At 59.7% G+C, this 382-nt stretch carries 1 pseudogene; it reads left to right on the plus strand.

Annotated elements, in window-relative coordinates:
* Window positions 1-382: pseudogene (locus EOD07_RS37465) on the plus strand (calcium-binding protein); the annotation flags it as partial.

Below are 382 nucleotides of genomic sequence, written 5' to 3' on the forward strand. Positions count from 1 at the left end.
CCATCTACGGGAATGGCGGCGCCAACAAGATCAATGGTGGCGGTGGCGCCGACAAGATGACCGGATATGGTGGCAATGACACCTACTCCGTCGACAATGCTCACGACAAGGTGGTGGAGCAGAAGGGCAGCGGCATCGATAAAGTCCTCGCCTCTGTGAGTTTCGCCCTATCGGCTGGCTCTCACATCGAACAACTCGCGACCAGCAAGGCGTCCAGCAAGGCCGCGATCGACCTGACGGGCAATGAGTTCGCTCAAACCGTCAAAGGCAACGCCGGCGCCAACAAGATCGACGGCGGCGGTGGAGCCGATACTTTGACCGGCGGCCGCGGCAGTGATGTCTTCGTTTTCAGTACCGCTCTTGGCGACGGAAATGTCGACAG

The sequence above is a fragment of the Mesorhizobium sp. M2C.T.Ca.TU.002.02.1.1 genome, assembly GCF_003997225.1.